Source organism: Vibrio vulnificus CMCP6 (genome assembly GCF_000039765.1).
Lineage (GTDB): Bacteria > Pseudomonadota > Gammaproteobacteria > Enterobacterales > Vibrionaceae > Vibrio > Vibrio vulnificus_B.
In genome coordinates this window covers 3235490-3251066 of the sequence record NC_004459.3, presented here as the reverse complement: position 1 = coordinate 3251066, position 15577 = coordinate 3235490, and the positions used below count along the sequence as shown (strand labels likewise).

The following is a 15577-nucleotide window of genomic DNA, read 5'->3' as shown; positions in this document are numbered from 1 at the left end:
TTTTTTTTAAAACTCTATAGATACCGAGAGGTATTATTTATCCTGATATTTTGTCAAACGTAGTAGTGCAACTATCACAAAATACATCCATAAAATCTTTTACTTCAGGCATTTCAGTAATAAGTCTTTTAATTTTTGGATCAAGTCCTTTTTTGACATGTAAAAATTCATCATTGTTAAATCGAAGTTCGTTTAGAGTCTTTATATAAGCTGATAGAATATCTGCTGCTTTTACAATCGCTTTATATTCAGCGTCTACATTTTTTTGAACAAGTAAATCTGAGAACTCATTACGTAAATCCTCTGGTAATGTTTCTAAACATTCTTTTTCTGCAATATCTTCAAGTTTTTTAAATGCTGCTGTAAATTCAGGGCTGTGGTACTTGGTTTTTGAATTTATATCCTGAAGTTTTGTTTCTGATATTTCATGATAAATGGCGGTAACTGCAGCTTTTTCTGGATTTAAGTTACCGCCATATCGTTTGTTTTTAATGACAGTTAATAAGTGAGCTATTACCGCAACCTGATGAGAATGTTCTGAAACATTTTCTTCTTGAAAGCAGTGCATTAATGCCCAGCGTTTTATTAATGGCATACGTGTCACCCATGCCATGAATGTACTTTGTGATTTTTTCAACTGAATATCCTTACAATAGTCTAATGGTAACTTATGTGTATTAACGAACTAAGTCACTGGTTTACTCATATTAGAAAAACGAACTAATCACCAGTCAAAACCTCACTACTATCGTGATACATGGCCAACACGGCCACCCGCTCTGCATTGATGTGACCACCAAACTTCTTGTTTTTGATCAGCGCTAAAGCATGGGCAACAAAGGCGACCTGCAAACTGTGCTCAGAGACATTCTCACTGGAGACAGAGCGCATTAATGGCCAGCGTTGAATTAGCTTCATACGAGCCAAATGAGCGAAAAAATGGCTTTCTTGCACGATAGTCACCTCAAAACGCAGTTAGAAAAAAGGTGTTCCTATGGAACACCTTTAAGCATATGAAAGTTTAACAATAATTACTACTGGCTATAGCCATGTAAGAAACGTTCAAAGCGGCCAATGGCGGTTTCGAGATCTTCGATATGCGGTAGAGTGACAATGCGGAAGTGGTCTGGTTTTGGCCAGTTGAATCCAGAACCCTGCACTAACAACACTTTTTCTTGAACGAGAAAATCAAAAACCATCTTTTGGTCATCTTTGATGCTGTATTTTTTCGTATCAATCTTAGGGAACAGATACATTGCGCCTTTTGGTTTCACACATGAAACGCCAGGGATTTGGTTGATCAACTCCCATGCGCGATCACGTTGCTCCAATAAACGACCGCCAGGTAAGATCAATTCATTGATGCTCTGATAGCCCCCCAAGGCAGTTTGAATCGCGTGTTGCATTGGCACGTTGGCGCACAGGCGCATCGAAGCCAGCATGTCCAAACCGTTAACATAGCCTTGCGCTAAATGTTTTGGTCCGGTCATAAACATCCAACCACCACGGAAACCACATACGCGATAGGCTTTTGATAGGCCGTTAAACGTCATCACCAGCACATCGTCAGTTAAGGTCGCGACTGAGGTGTGAACCGCTCCGTCGTACAACACCTTGTCGTAGATTTCATCGGCGAAAATCATCAGCTTGTGTTGACGCGCGATTTCGATCACTTCCAGTAGAAAATCGCGGCTGTAGACGGCACCCGTTGGGTTATTTGGGTTGATGAGTACAATACCACGAGTCTTAGGCGTGATTTTTTTGCGCATATCATCCAGATCAGGGTACCAGTCTGCTTGCTCATCACAGAGGTAATGCACCGCTTTACCACCCGAAAGTGCCACGGCAGCGGTCCATAATGGGTAGTCTGGTGCTGGAACCAGCATTTCGTCACCGTTGTTAAGCAGTGCTTGCATGGCCATCACGATCAGCTCAGAGACGCCATTGCCCACGTAGACATCTTCCACATCGAGAGAACGAATGCCTTTGCGTTGGTAGTGCTGTACCACGGCTTTACGTGCTGAGTAGATGCCTTTTGAATCGCAGTAACCTTGCGACGTAGGCAAGTTACGAATCACATCGACCAGAATTTCATCAGGGGCGTCAAAGCCAAATGGGGCGGGGTTTCCAATATTTAGCTTAAGGATTTTATGCCCTTCTTCTTCCATGCGCTTAGCATGTTTGAGTACAGGACCCCTGATGTCATAGCAGACATTGTCGAGTTTTGACGACATCCCGATATTTTGCATTGTGTAATTCCTGAAAATTCGTAAAATTCTTTATTAAAGGATACTAAACTGACATTTTTTAGAATAAAAATCTATAGAAAAGTCGAAATTTGATCAGTGTCGCTATCTCGATGAAGGACTCGTCTTCGTTGGGAGGCGTCAGTTATCACAGGATTCTGCAAAAGATCGCACACAACCTTGATTTGATCAGGGTCTATCAATAGAGTAGCGACAGTAATTCTTTATCCTCTAATGTACGAGGTTGTTTTGTCACATTTTCATCAAGCCATTACCAATCTCATTGAACGTGTCAAAAATGCCAAGGATGACGAGACTCGTCTGGTCGAGCTTTTAACAACAAAACCTACATTGACGTTCATTGACTGGCTTGAAGCCCAGCCGGTTTTTCCAAAATTTTATTGGCAGTCACGAGATACTCGTGAAGAGGTGGTCGCGTTAGGACAATTGCACACCTTTGTCGATCCAGGCCCGGCCTATACCATACTGTCTCCCGGACAACGTGTTTGGGGAGGACGATCATTCGATGGCAGCAGCGAGAAAAATCGCCGTTGTATGCCTTCTTTTTTCTTTTTACCTCAGATTGAACTGATCCGTTTGGACGACAAGTGGTCGTTGGCGGTCAATCTAAATGGTGATAAGAGCCGAATTCTGCACACGTTGAGCAAACTCACGACTGAGGCGAAACCGTTAGCACCTCTCACCGCACACATCCAGAGCGTGGAACACTTACCTGAGCGCGAGGGGTGGTGTGACTTGGTGAGTAAAGTGCTGAAAGGCATACAAGCTAAGGCGTTTAAGAAGGTCGTTCTGGCACGTAAAACCACTGTGCATTTAGATTCCGCATTGTGCGCGGCGCAGTTGCTTAAGGCAAGTTATCTGCAAAATCACCACAGTTTTCACTTTATGCTGAGTCTCGACAGTAAACACAGTTTCATCGGCTCAACACCAGAGAGACTTTACTTGCGTCAAGGGCAAGAGTTGTATACCGAAGCATTGGCGGGCACCATTGGTCGTGGCCACAACGCTACGCAAGATATGGAACTGGCCAGTTGGCTTTCACAGGATGTCAAAAATCTGAATGAAAACCAGTATGTGGTTGACGATATCGTTGATCGCCTTACACCTCATGCTGCGAGTGTAGAGGTTGAGTCTGAAGCGCGTTTAGTGCGCCTGCGTAAAGTTCAGCATCTGAAGCGCAATATTCATGCGCAGTTGAAGGCGGGAGTCAATGGAGTACAACTGCTCTCGGCTTTACAACCAACCGCGGCGGTTGCAGGATTGCCTCGTCAAGAGTCCATGCAGTTTATTGTTGAAAATGAACCTTTCGCTCGTGGCTGGTATGCTGGTTCTGTTGGCTACATTAGCCATGAACAAGCGGAGTTTTGTGTGGCAATACGCAGCGCTTTGATTGTGGATGATTCACTGCATTTGTTCGCTGGAGCTGGCATTGTTCCTGGCTCAATCGCAGAGCATGAATGGAGTGAACTGGATAAAAAAATGTCGACCTTATTGTCACTGATTTCTGAGCACCCACCGCTTGGAGTGGCATCATGAACCACGATCAAGCCGTATTGAATCGTATTTGGTGTGAAACGCTGTTTGAAGAATTGTACCGCTTTGGCGTACGAGATGTTTGTGTCGCACCTGGCTCACGTTCAACCCCGCTCGCCCTCGAAGCGAATGCCCATACCCGTTTGAAGTTGCATACGCATTTTGATGAGCGTGGATTGGGTTTTCTTGCACTTGGTTTAGCCAAAGCCAGCCAGCGGCCTGTGGCGGTGGTGGTGACATCGGGCACTGCGGTGGCCAATCTTTTGCCTGCAGTGGCAGAGGCAGGCTTAACCGGGGAGAAACTGGTATTACTGACCGCAGATCGACCGATCGAGCTGGTGGGATGCGGGGCCAATCAGGCGATCGCACAGCAAGGCATCTTCTCAAATCATGTTTGTGCTTCATTAAACTTGCCCAGTCCAAACACGCAGACGTCATTAAACTGGTTACTGACATCTGTGGATCAAGTGCTTCATCAACAGGCGGTCAGTGGCCATGCGGTGCACATCAACTGTCCCTTTCCTGAGCCGCTTTATTCAAATGCACCAAAGTCGATTTACCAGAGTTATATCGATACGGTGGATGTGTGGCGTGCAGAGGGGGGCATCTACAGTAACAAACAAATGCCGCTCCCCATGCCGCCTTCTCTTGCAGAAATTGAACAACGTAAAGGCGTGGTGGTGATTGGCAGTGTAACACTGCAAGAAGCCAAACAGGCCCATCAATTTGGGGCGCAAATGGGATGGCCTGTGCTGTGTGACCCACAATCCGGAACCACTTCTGATTGGAGTGGTTTTGATATCTGGTTGCAAAATCCTGCAGCTCGTGCACAGCTGTCCCAATGTGATTTGATCATCCAGTTTGGCCGTCGTTTGGTCTCGAAGCGTTTACACCAATGGTTAGAGCAGCAAGTGCAAGCTGGCTGCGATTATTGGTACGTTTCACCGGATTTTGAGCGAGACAACCAGAGCCACCTACCTCAACAGCATTTTGTCTGCTCAATCGCAGCGTGGTTGAACGTGGTGACCAACCGCGAAGTGCAGCCTGTAGCGTGGGCGAATGAATTGCCGCGTTTTAGTGCGGAGGTGAACAAGCAAGCCAGAGAGATCGCCCAAAGCAGCCTGTGTGAAATGATGATTGCTCTGCACTTATCCTCACTTGTGGGCAGCGCCGATCTGTTTTTAGGCAATAGCTTGTTTGTGCGTATGGTCGATATGGTTGGTCAATTGCATGGTGTCGAAACATTTACCAATCGTGGCGCCTCGGGGATTGATGGTCTCTTTGCCACAGCAAGTGGCGTGCAAAGGGCAAGATCCAACCCAATGTTATTGATGATTGGTGACACGTCTGCGTTGTATGACTTGAATTCGCTGGCGCTGTATAGCCATCAAGAGACTCCGGTGGTGATCGTGGTGACCAACAACGACGGCGGCGCGATTTTTGATTTATTACCGGTACCACCGCAGCAAAAACAAGCGTTATACCAAATGCCTCATGGCTACCGTTTCGAATTCGCCGCCAAACAATTTGGCCTCGATTACGTGTGCCCCACATCGATGACGGAGCTAACAGAACGAATTGTTGGCCATTTTGCACACGGCTGTGGCGCTTTATTGGTTGAAGTCAACACGCCGCCAAACCAAGCGTCACAGCACATAAAACAATTGGCTGATCATGTCCGTTCTCTCGTTTAATTATCAGCAAGGCAATGGTGATAGCCGTTCGCCCGTGTTGGTGTTACTGCACGGTTTATTGGGTAGTGCAGAAGATTGGCGTGCCACGCAATGTTCACTCAAAGAATATCCAACCCTAACGATTGACCTTGCAGGGCACGGCCAAAGTGTTGGCATTGCCCCAAGTAGTGCTGCGGAGAGTGCACAGCAAGTGGCGATGGTGATTGAGCAGCAATTGGCCCAACGCCCATGTATTCTGATTGGTTATTCAATGGGAGGCCGAATTGCCATGCAGGGGCTTGTTGAGCACGCCTTTGCCGCACTGAATCTACGCGGAGCTTTGATTGAAGGCGGCAATTTTGGTTTAGTCAGTGAGCAAGAAAAGCAGCAACGCTGGATCAGTGATAGCCATTGGGCGAAGCGATTTCGTGAAGAGCCCATTGAACAGGTATTAGCCGATTGGTATCAGCAAGGGGTATTTTCTTCACTAAACCATGCGCAAAAACAAACCTTGATAGCAAAACGAAGTGCTAATCTTGGTGCGTCAGTCGCGGAGATGCTATTAGCCACTTCTTTGGCGAAGCAACCGAATCTTTTACCTCAGTTGCAACGCTCTAGCGTGCCTTTGCACTATGTATGCGGCGAAAAAGACACAAAATTTCAAGAACTAGCGAGGCAGAGTGGCTTGTCCTGCTCGATAGTTGACAATGCGGGCCACAATGTCCATCAAGAGCAGCCTAACGCTTTTGCTGACATCGTCCGTGCGTTTATTCATTCGGTTTATCAACGATAAACACATTAGAACAATGGGAACCACCATGGCTAAAACAGTAGGCATCACTGAAGCAGAACTTTACGCACCAGTTAATTGGAATGACTGTAGTGCGCCCTATGAAGATATTCAGTACCACAAGTCGGAAGACGGCATTGCAAAAATCACCATTGCACGCCCTCAAGTGCGTAATGCATTTCGCCCGCAAACCGTCAAAGAAATGATCCAAGCACTGGCGGATGCTCGCTATGACTCTAACGTGGGCGTGATCATTTTGACCGGTCTCGGTGAAGACGCGTTCTGCTCTGGCGGCGACCAGAAGATCCGCGGTGATTACGGCGGCTATAAAGATGACTCTGGTGTTCATCACCTGAATGTTCTTGATTTCCAACGTGATATTCGTACTTGTCCAAAACCTGTTATTGCGTCAGTCGCTGGTTGGGCTGTCGGTGGCGGCCACGTTCTTCATATGATGTGTGACTTAACCATCGCGGCTGAAAACGCGCAATTTGGTCAAACTGGACCAAAAGTGGGCTCGTTTGATGGCGGTTGGGGTGCGTCATACATGGCACGTATTGTCGGACAGAAAAAAGCACGTGAGATTTGGTTCCTATGTCGTTTTTATGACGCTCAAGAAGCGTTGGATATGGGGCTAGTGAACACGGTCGTCCCTGTAGAAGAATTAGAGAAAGAAACCGTACGTTGGTGTCGTGAAGTACTTCAGCACAGCCCGATGGCATTGCGTTGCCTTAAAGCAGCATTGAACGCCGATTGCGATGGTCAAGCGGGTCTTCAAGAGTTGGCGGGCAACGCCACAATGATGTTCTATATGACGGATGAAGGGCAAGAAGGGCGCAATGCGTTCAACGAAAAACGTCGTCCAGACTTCAATAAGTTTCCACGCAACCCTTAATTTTCTTCCCAATGTGAGAACGATGCAGAGGCACAGAATCTGCATCGTTTAGGGACTTTTCTTTGCGATTGACGGTCTCATTCATAAAGAGTCTGACTTTCAGTAAAGCAATTTGTCGATGAAGTATTAAGGGACAGCTATGAAATCAGCCAAACTGTACCGCTACACCTTGCCAATGGACAGCGGTGTTGTGCTAAGAGATGAGAAACTGACGGAGCGTGTTGGCTACATTATTGAGCTGAACATGAACGGTCAAAAAGGGTATGGCGAAGTTTCACCATTACCAGGATTTAGCTTAGAGACCATAGAAGAAGCGGGCATTGAAGCGCAAGCACAGCTTGAGTTGTGGATGAACACCGATCATCCCATCGATTACGACGCCTTACTGCCTTCCGTTGCGTTTGGTCTTTCCACCGCGATGTATGAGTTGGAAGGGAAGTTGCCTCGCGATGGGCACTATTTGCCCGCGCCACTTTGTACTGGCGATCCCGATGAACTCATTCCGGTATTGAATGCGATGCAAGGTGAGAAAGTCGCCAAAGTCAAAGTGGGTTTGTACGAACCAATTCGTGATGGCATGCTGGTCAACTTGTTCTTGGAAAGCATCCCAGATCTCACACTGCGACTGGATGCCAATCGTGCTTGGACGCCAGAAAAAGCGCAGCAATTTGCCAAGTACATCACCCCCTCTTTGCGTCAGCGGATCGTGTTTATCGAAGAGCCCTGCCAAAAGCCCGGAGATAGCCTCTCTTTTGCTATCAACACCGGGATTGCGATTGCATGGGATGAAACCTTACAACACGCGCTGCACCGACCTGACTTTGCGCTTGACGATCTCACGGGCGTGAAAGCGATCGTCATCAAACCAACGTTGATCGGTTCATTGCCTCGTTGTATTGCGCTGATAAAAAAAGCGCACTCTTTGGGCATCAAAGCGGTCATCAGTTCAAGTATCGAATCAAGTTTAGGGCTTACCCAGTTAGCGCGTTTTGCCAAATGGCAGTTGCCTGACGTGACGCCGGGCTTGGACACCATAAGTTTGTTTCAATCGCAGTTAATGGTGGGATGGCCGAAATGCTCGCTGCCGATCGCCTCGTTAGAAGAACAGCAATTGGTGTGGCATTCATAATGGGTGAAACGGCATTGGTCAGTGAACAACCATTGTGGAAATATTGGGCTCAGAAGAGCCCATTTTCTATGGCGCTGAACTCATCACGTTATCAATTCAACTGGCAACAACTGAACGACGAGATTGAACGTTTAGCGGCGGTTCTTGGTGCGCAAGGGGTGACTCGTGGAGATGTCATCACTCTGCTGGGTAAAAACCATGTTGATATGGTGCTTATCTTGCTCGCTGCGCATCAACTGGGGGCTGTGGTGGCGATCATCATGCCGCAATCAATTGCAATGTTCTCAGCAAAGCTTGATACGCTTTACCGTGAGCAGCAAACGCGCTTTATTTGGCTTGATCCTAACGTTGATGTGCAGACCCGCTCGGCTTGCTCTCACGATCGTCGTAATGTACTGCTAGAAATCTCACTCGCCTCGGATCATCTTAACTCGATGCCTAGCAACCACGTTTGCGATTATCGCGCCGATCAACTTGCTACCATCATTTTTACCTCTGGTTCCACGGGCAATCCCAAAGCGGTGGCTCATACTCATCGGCAGCATTTCGCGTCAGCACAAGGATTGTTAGAAGAGTTCTGTTTTACTCAGCAGGATACGTGGTTGCTCTCCCTGCCGCTGTATCATGTTTCTGGCATGGCTATTGTTTATCGCTGGTTGTTGGCCGGCGCATGTTTGAAAGTGGGGCATGGCGCTTTGTCTGAGGACATTCAAGGGGTGACACACGCGTCTCTCGTCGCGACTCAGTTGAAGCGCCTGCTTGATGACAACACGCCTTTGCAACTGAGCCATGTTTTGCTGGGGGGGAGTCATGTGGAGCATGCCTTGGCCCGAGCGGCGCAGCGTAAAGGAATAGAGACCTGGCTAGGCTATGGCATGACAGAGGCCGCTTCAACCGTGACCGCCAAGCAGATCGACAGCGTGAGCAACGCAGGGCATCTATTGAAAAATCGAGCACTGCAACTGATTGGTCAGCGCATTTATATCGGTGGTGAAACCTTGGCAGAAGGCTATTTCTTTCAGGGTAGCCTAACGACGCTGGTGGATGAGCATGGGTGGTTTGACAGTAAAGATTTAGGCGTCTGGCAAGGTGAGGAACTTAAGATCATCGGCCGTGCGGACAATCAGTTTATCTCTGGCGGGGAAAACATCCACTGCGAAGAGATTGAAGCGGTGCTAAACGAGATTGAAGGCGTGGAACAGAGTATTGTGGTTCCCATGCCCGATGCAGAATTTGGCTATCGACCCGTTGCTGTCATCCAATCGCCATCGCTAGCAAACAGAGCGCAGTATGAGCAACACTTAAAAGAGAAACTGCAAAAGTTTAAGTGGCCAGTCGCCTATTACTTAATGCCTGAGGCGTTACTGAAGGAAGGGATTAAAGTCTCGCGGCAAGCCGTTAAAGTATGGCTGGAAAATCAACTTAGTTGATTTCGACATGAATTAGTCAAAAAGAGAATTTCTCAACCTTATAACCCTCAACAATAATTGCGCATCATATGACAAAGAAAAGGCATAAGGTTGAAGATGGTAAGAGGGATCTTAATAGCAACGGCAGTTTTGCAGCTCGGTATTGCTTTGCTGAGTGATGGCCTCTATCGCTCTTTGGCCGAATTGACGGCCTTTTTGATTGTTGTCGCCATCGTTTTTGACTATCGACGCCAAGCAACCACCACTTTGCCTCATTCCCATCACTCAGCTTAATTGAGTCAGTTTAACGTGTGAGTAACAACCAACTGAGCGACGTGGTGGAGATGACCACCCATAGGCTTAAGCCAAAGATCAGAGGTTTTGCACCCGCACTTTTCAGCTTCTCAACAGAAATACTGCAACCAATCAAAAATAAACACACCACCAGTGCCTGTTTCGCTACCGAGAAAATACCCTGATAGACGCTCTCAAATTGAGGGAAGAGATCGCTAAAGGCGATGGCAGCGCAATACCAAAAAATGAAGTATGGAAGCACTAACTTGCGCTTACCTTCCTCACCATTTCCGCGAGCAAAGAGAATTGCACTGAGTAGGGCAACGGGAATAATCCATAATGCACGGGCAAGTTTTAATGTCGTCGCGGTGGTAAGTGCTTGCTCACCATACGCAGATGCAGCTCCGACGACGGAGGAGGTGTCGTGAATGGCGATCGCTGCCCAGGTCCCAAAAGTTTGTTGATCCAACGCTAACGCATGTCCAATCACCGGAAAAATAAACAATGCCAGGGAATTAAGAACGAAGACCGTCGCCAATGCGAGGGCAATCTGCTGATCTTTGGCTTTGATCGCCGGAGCGACTGCCGCAATCGCACTTCCCCCACAAATCGCAGTACCTGCTGAGATAAGGTAGGCGGTTGTGGTTTCAAGCTTAATCACTTTGGCCACTAAAAAGCCGAGTAGCAGGGTACCAGCGATGGTGACCACAATCAGGCCGATACCATCAGAGGTTACGGCAATGGCTTGTTGAAATTGGATACCAAACCCCAAACCAATAATGGAGTAAGACAAGAGCTTTTTAGTGTAAGTCGAAATGGGCAGTTGGGATGGCACCAACCCCGTGCTTGCGAGCAGAAAACCCAAAACCAATGCTGTGGGGGAAGAGACCCAAGGACTCAGGCAGAGCAGTAAAGCGAAAATAAAAGGAAGATGCTTACGATTCAAAGTGATTGCGTTTTATTAAGTGAAAGCGCGAGTATAGCTGAGTCGATGAGATCAGAAAGTCTTAATGATTTGAACAAGCGTTCAGATAATCTGAACGCTTAGCGCCAATCGCCTCGTAACTCTGCCACTTTTTGCTGCATGACTTCCGCAGAGGCGTCTTTAGGCTCGACAGGCAACCCTGCTTCAATTTCTAGTCGAGACCAGAAACGGCTAGGGAGTCCTTTACAGGCTCGGCCTTTGTGGCGGCTGAAATAACTACCCCACAAGCCTTTTAGCGCCATTGGGATAACGGGCACCGGGCTGCGACGAAGGATGATGTCAATTCCGCGCATAAATGGATTTATGTCGCCATTTTCCGTTAATCTGCCCTCAGGGAAAATACAGACAATATGCCCTTCACTCAAAGCTTGTTCAACATCGTTAAATGCACGGCGGATAGAGGTTCTGTTGCTGGCGGAGATAGGAATTACCCCGGCAGTGCGTAAGAAGCGACGCAAAACCGGCAGCCTTGCGTATTCTTCTTCCATGACAAAACGAATCAATCGAGGGCAGACGGCACTCAGCAGTAAGGCATCCATGTAACTCACGTGATTACAAACAATAAGCGCACCACCTTCTTTCGGTAAGTGGTGTAGATTCTTATGTGTCACACGATAGAGTGTGTGAGTAAGCACCCACACGAGGAAACGCACGACAAACATGGGTGCTTGCAAAAAGAGATACGCAGCCACTAAAAAGTTGAGTATCGAAAGTAGCACAAAAAATTGTGGAATCGATATGCCGATCGCGGCAAGACAGACGATGCCCAATACTGCACTGCCCACCATAAACAGTGAGTTGTAAATATTGAGGCCCGCAATCACCTGCGCACGTTCACTTTCCTTGGCACGATGTTGCATCAGGGCATACAGAGGGACGATAAACAATCCACCTGAAACACCGATCATGAGTAAGTAGCTAAACAGTGGCCAAAATGGCTGATACTGCACAAACTGTGCGAAGGTATGAAAGCGAGGTAGCTCGCTGGGTATCGATGTGGCCATCAAGTAGCCAAATACCGTAATACCTAAAGCACCAATTGGGACGATACCCACATCAATGCGGCCTTTAGACAGTTTGTTGCACGCCAGTGAACCGAGCGCGATGCCAACAGAAAAGAGCGCCAACAAGAAAGAGACCGCACTTTCTGTGCCATTGAGATAAATCTTGGTGAAGTTGGGAAATTGAGTGAGGTACGCAGCACCCAGGAACCAAAACCAACTGATCGCCATAATACATTGATATACCACACGGTCCGATTTCGCGATGGCAATTGTGTGTTTCGTTTGACGATAAGGCTGCCAGCGAAATTTTAGCTCTGGCGCGCATGCGTGCGCGACAGGAATCGCGCGGCTAGCGAGATAGCCGAATACAGCAAAGATAACGACACAAAAAGCGGCAACGTATTTTGCTTGCTCGTGTGAGGCAATAATACCCGCGCCTAATGTGCCGACAAGAATAGCAATAAAAGTCCCCGCTTCAACCAAAGCGTTACCGGGAACGAGCTCTTCTTGTTTCAGTTGCTGTGGAAGTAGCGCATATTTGACTGGACCAAAAAATGCCGACTGTGTGCCCATCAAAAACAACAGCAGCAATAAGATGGTGTAGCTTTCGGTAATAAAACCGATAGCGCCGAGCAACATAATGGCAATTTCAAACAGTTTGACCTTGCGAATAAACCAAGACTTTTCGTATTTATCTGCCAGCACACCCGCTGACGCGGAAAAAAGGAAAAATGGCAGAATGAATAAGCCTGCGGCAAGGTTGATGAAAAGATCACTGGAGATTGACAGGGCACCAGTACCTGCAAACGCGACAAGCAGCAACAGCACATTTTTGAAGATGTTGTCGTTAAAGGCACCGAAAAATTGAGTAATGAAGTACGGCAGAAACTTACGCTGTGTTAACAGCGAGCTTTGGCTATTCGCGGCCATGAAAGTTCCTTGTATTACCAGTTGGTCAGATAGTTGGTCAAAAGACTGTCTATCAACTCTTTGCCATCAATTGGCTCACTGGAGAAAAATTTGTCATCCACACTCAGTAGCGTAATACCATGTACGCCAGACCACAACACGCGGCTCGCTTGCAACACTTCGGTCGGTGTGCGAGATGGCGCAAGTTGTTGCAATAGCGCTTCTAGCATACCGGTCATGTTGTCGATACGCTTTGCTTGCCATTCTGGTAACTCTGCACCATTCATGTTGTGCTCAAAAATTAAGCGCCAGCGGTGAGGGTGTTGCTGGGCAAAGTCATGGTAGCAATACGCAAGGTTAAATAGCGCCTGTTTTTTGTCTTGTGATGTTTTGACCACTTGCATGGCTTCTTGGGAAAGCTCATCCAAGGTTTGCGCGACGGCGTGCAACAGCAACAAGTTGTAACTGCCAAACACATTGACTAGGGTGCTTGGAACATAACCGATCATATTTGCCAGCTTACGCAAACTTAACTCGTGATACGAGTGGTCTGCCAGAAACTCTTTAACAGTTTCAAGAGTTAGGGCGATAAGTTCTTCTCTGGTGTGATCGTTTCTACGGGCCATTTTTTCGTACTACAAATTGAACAACGTTCGATATTCTAAATTTGTCAACTATATACGTCAACAAAACATCCAAAATAAGCATAGAACAGCGGCAATATTCTGATACATGTCTAACTATTGTTTCCGTTTCAATGATGAAAGGATGCTTGTATGATTCATGTTAGCTGGTTTTCTTCAAAACGGTTTGTATCAAGAAGGGGACTAGTGAGTAAAGTTTCAATCAGACTACAAAAGGATAAAGATGAAACGTTTATTATCGATTGTTGCCCTGCTGATGGTTTCTGTGATTGCTACGCCAATTGCTGAAGCGAAAAAAATGGGTGGTGGTAAGTCGTTTGGTAAAAGCTACAAAACGGCACCTGCACCAAAACAACAGCAGCAAAATACGAACAATATAGGTAAAGAGCAGACGGCAAAACAGAGCTCTAAGAAAGGCCTGATGGGCGGTATTCTTGGTGGCTTGTTGGCGGGTGGTTTGCTTGCTGCGTTCTTTGGGGGCGCGTTTGAAGGTATTCAGTTTATGGATATCCTCATCATCGGCTTAATTGCTTTCGTGATCTTTAAATTAATGCGTGGTTTGCTGGCTTCTAAGCAAGGCAGCATGAATCAGCATCGCCAGCAGCCAGCATTTGGCGGCCAAGCACCTAAGTTTGAGCAATCAAATGTTCATAACTTCGAGCAGTCACCAAATACGCCAACTGGTGGTTTTGGCTTTGGCGCGCAATCTGATGTACCACACAACTACCCTCCAGGTTTCGATCAAGTCGCATTTGTAAATGGCGCGCGTGAACACTACCGTATCCTGCAAGGCGCTTGGAATCATAATCAACTGGAAACGATTGAAGAGTATGTTTCTCCAAGCTTGTTTGAAGACCTAAAAGCGGAGCGAGCGAAACTCGATGGTGAGCAGCATACGGATGTCATGTATGTGGATGCACAAATCGTTCGTGCTGATTACGACGCGTCAACTGCGCACTTGAGCTTACAGTTCAGTGGTCGTTACCGCGATGCTGTTGAAGGCATTGAAGAAGATATCACAGATATCTGGCACCTTGAGCGAGATCTGACTGCGCCAAATGCGCCGTGGATGATCGTGGGTATCCAAGGCTAGGCCTAACGTCGTTCGATTTAGTCATCATAAAGTCCCGTTCATTTCGATGAGCGGGATTTTTTTATCTGTTGGACTGACAGAGTCATTGGATAGGGCAGCTGACTCTATAGGTCAAGTGCTCTCTGATGGTTTGGAATGACTTTTTCATTGAAGCCAGTTCGTAAGAGGATGCCTTTCGAGTCGCCATTGTCACGGTGATCAGAGCGAAAAGTGTTACTTGCGCCATCGTTCATACGGTGGGAGAGGCGAATGGATGAGCTGAATTCAGTACGAAAAAAGCCAGCTCAATGAGCTGGCTTTCGATTCTTACGAAGAATATGGTGGAGGGGGACGGATTCGAACCATCGAAGGCGGAGCCGGCAGATTTACAGTCTGCTCCCTTTGGCCACTCGGGAACCCCTCCAGGGTATTTTTATACTTAGAACGTGTTTTCCCAACACACTATCCAAGTGTTTCTCACAATTAATCCAGAGGATAATCACAAGAAGAAATATGGTGGCGGGGGACGGATTCGAACCATCGAAGGCGGAGCCGGCAGATTTACAGTCTGCTCCCTTTGGCCACTCGGGAACCCCTCCAGGGTATTTTTATACTTAGAACGTGTTTTCCCAACACACTATCCAAGTGTTTCTCACAATTAATCCAGAGGATAATCACAAGAAGAAATATGGTGGAGGGGGACGGATTCGAACCATCGAAGGCGGAGCCGGCAGATTTACAGTCTGCTCCCTTTGGCCACTCGGGAACCCCTCCAGGGTGTTTTCCTAACCTCATCTGGATTAGGCTTAAGCGGTGTTTTCCCAACGCATCGCTCAAGTGCGGAGCGCATCATAGCAAACCAGTTCAGTGTGTAAAGCCTTTTTCTGTGCTTTACATGTTGAATGCTGCCTTTTTGGGCAAAGATGCCAGAAAGTACACATTTTGGTGACAACTTAGGCCGCTAAATCCTTCA

The 15577-nt window shown here is 47.2% G+C and carries 13 protein-coding genes, 3 tRNA genes and 1 pseudogene; 8 read left to right on the top strand and 9 right to left on the bottom strand.

The annotated features are described in order from the left end of the window. Positions 1 to 37 precede the first annotated feature (37 nt). The 3 genes and pseudogenes from yfbR (VV1_RS15070) to VV1_RS15060 all read right to left on the bottom strand — a co-directional run bounded on the left by yfbR (VV1_RS15070) (position 38) and on the right by VV1_RS15060 (position 2249). The gene (gene yfbR, locus VV1_RS15070; RefSeq protein ID WP_011080968.1) at positions 38 to 637 is read right to left on the bottom strand and encodes a 5'-deoxynucleotidase; all 600 of its coding nucleotides are present in this window, start codon (positions 635 to 637) and stop codon (positions 38 to 40) included. Positions 638 to 723: 86 nt separating this feature from the next. Then, a pseudogene (yfbR, locus tag VV1_RS15065) lies at positions 724 to 954 on the bottom strand (5'-deoxynucleotidase); the annotation flags it as partial. Positions 955 to 1034: 80 nt separating this feature from the next. Further along, positions 1035 to 2249, bottom strand: coding sequence for a pyridoxal phosphate-dependent aminotransferase (locus VV1_RS15060; protein ID WP_011080966.1), 1215 nt, complete (start codon positions 2247 to 2249; stop codon positions 1035 to 1037). Positions 2250 to 2480: 231 nt separating this feature from the next. Here VV1_RS15060 and VV1_RS15055 point away from each other — a divergent pair, with 231 nt between their 5' ends. The 7 genes from VV1_RS15055 (at position 2481) to VV1_RS24975 (ending at position 9990) form a co-directional block, all read left to right on the top strand. Then, positions 2481 to 3803 carry an isochorismate synthase gene (locus VV1_RS15055; protein ID WP_011080965.1) on the top strand — a complete coding sequence of 441 codons (1323 nt, stop codon included), beginning with the start codon at positions 2481 to 2483 and terminating at the stop codon, positions 3801 to 3803. Then, complete coding sequence (gene menD / locus VV1_RS15050) at positions 3800 to 5494, top strand: 2-succinyl-5-enolpyruvyl-6-hydroxy-3-cyclohexene-1-carboxylic-acid synthase (protein ID WP_011080964.1); 1695 nt, start codon at positions 3800 to 3802, stop codon at positions 5492 to 5494. Before VV1_RS15055 ends, menD begins: the two co-directional genes overlap by 4 nt. Further along, complete coding sequence (menH, locus tag VV1_RS15045; protein WP_011080963.1) at positions 5475 to 6266, top strand: 2-succinyl-6-hydroxy-2,4-cyclohexadiene-1-carboxylate synthase; 792 nt, start codon at positions 5475 to 5477, stop codon at positions 6264 to 6266. Before menD ends, menH begins: the two co-directional genes overlap by 20 nt. 25 nt (positions 6267 to 6291) lie before the next feature. Beyond that, entirely contained in the window at positions 6292 to 7158 is an 867-nt protein-coding gene (menB, locus tag VV1_RS15040; protein ID WP_039553154.1) for a 1,4-dihydroxy-2-naphthoyl-CoA synthase, read from the top strand. Positions 7159 to 7297: 139 nt separating this feature from the next. Beyond that, on the top strand, positions 7298 to 8287 hold the full coding sequence (gene menC / locus VV1_RS15035) for an o-succinylbenzoate synthase (protein ID WP_011080961.1): 990 nt from the start codon (positions 7298 to 7300) through the stop codon (positions 8285 to 8287). Next, positions 8224 to 9717 carry an o-succinylbenzoate--CoA ligase gene (gene menE, locus VV1_RS15030; RefSeq protein WP_043921059.1) on the top strand — a complete coding sequence of 498 codons (1494 nt, stop codon included), beginning with the start codon at positions 8224 to 8226 and terminating at the stop codon, positions 9715 to 9717. The genes menC and menE overlap by 64 nt, the downstream gene beginning before the upstream one ends. 96 nt (positions 9718 to 9813) lie before the next feature. Continuing rightward, positions 9814 to 9990, top strand: coding sequence for a hypothetical protein (locus VV1_RS24975; RefSeq protein WP_039553158.1), 177 nt, complete (start codon positions 9814 to 9816; stop codon positions 9988 to 9990). Positions 9991 to 10000: 10 nt separating this feature from the next. On the opposite strand, the gene VV1_RS15020 is transcribed toward VV1_RS24975, so the two are convergent. The 3 genes from VV1_RS15020 to VV1_RS15010 all read right to left on the bottom strand — a co-directional run bounded on the left by VV1_RS15020 (position 10001) and on the right by VV1_RS15010 (position 13514). After that, positions 10001 to 10936 (bottom strand): YeiH family protein, encoded by a 936-nt coding sequence (locus tag VV1_RS15020; protein ID WP_011080959.1) that lies wholly within the window; start codon positions 10934 to 10936, stop codon positions 10001 to 10003. A gap of 98 nt (positions 10937 to 11034) precedes the next feature. Continuing rightward, complete coding sequence (locus VV1_RS15015) at positions 11035 to 12909, bottom strand: MFS transporter (RefSeq protein WP_011080958.1); 1875 nt, start codon at positions 12907 to 12909, stop codon at positions 11035 to 11037. A 14-nt stretch (positions 12910 to 12923) separates the two neighbouring features. After that, the gene (locus VV1_RS15010; RefSeq protein WP_011080957.1) at positions 12924 to 13514 is read right to left on the bottom strand and encodes a TetR/AcrR family transcriptional regulator; all 591 of its coding nucleotides are present in this window, start codon (positions 13512 to 13514) and stop codon (positions 12924 to 12926) included. A gap of 241 nt (positions 13515 to 13755) precedes the next feature. On the opposite strand from VV1_RS15010, the gene VV1_RS15005 reads away from it, so the two are divergent. Next, on the top strand, positions 13756 to 14625 hold the full coding sequence (locus VV1_RS15005; protein ID WP_011080956.1) for a Tim44 domain-containing protein: 870 nt from the start codon (positions 13756 to 13758) through the stop codon (positions 14623 to 14625). Positions 14626 to 14943: 318 nt separating this feature from the next. Here VV1_RS15005 and VV1_RS15000 read toward each other — a convergent pair. The 3 genes from VV1_RS15000 to VV1_RS14990 all read right to left on the bottom strand — a co-directional run bounded on the left by VV1_RS15000 (position 14944) and on the right by VV1_RS14990 (position 15378). Continuing rightward, positions 14944 to 15028: transfer RNA gene (locus VV1_RS15000), tRNA-Tyr, on the bottom strand. 90 nt (positions 15029 to 15118) lie between these two features. Beyond that, positions 15119 to 15203, bottom strand: a tRNA-Tyr gene (locus VV1_RS14995). A 90-nt stretch (positions 15204 to 15293) separates the two neighbouring features. Continuing rightward, a tRNA-Tyr gene (locus VV1_RS14990) sits at positions 15294 to 15378 on the bottom strand. Positions 15379 to 15577: the final 199 nt, after the last annotated feature.